Raw genomic sequence first — 236 nt, forward strand, 5'->3', positions numbered from 1 at the left:
CTCGACTCGATGACCGGAGCCGCTTGCCTCAGCGAGGAAGGCGTATTCTACGCATTTCCTGATGTTTGTCAACCGTTGTTTTCAGCGGGTGAAGCAAGCGACTTAAACCTCGCTAACTTCCTGACAAACCGAAGGTTTTCACCTTCTTCACCGCTGGTAACGCTTGGCGTCCCCGGCAGCGGATGCGTACTTTACGGATTCGCCGGGCGTTTGGCAAGGGGCTGGGTGAAATATGT

The 236-nt window shown here is 54.7% G+C and carries 1 pseudogene; it reads left to right on the top strand.

Features of this window, described 5'->3' with window-relative positions:
- Nucleotides 1–236 (top strand): annotated as a pseudogene (locus ACT3TY_RS17985) (hypothetical protein); the annotation flags it as partial.

Source organism: Halomonas sp. AOP22-C1-8, from assembly GCF_052378905.1.
Lineage (GTDB): Bacteria > Pseudomonadota > Gammaproteobacteria > Pseudomonadales > Halomonadaceae > Vreelandella > Vreelandella citrativorans.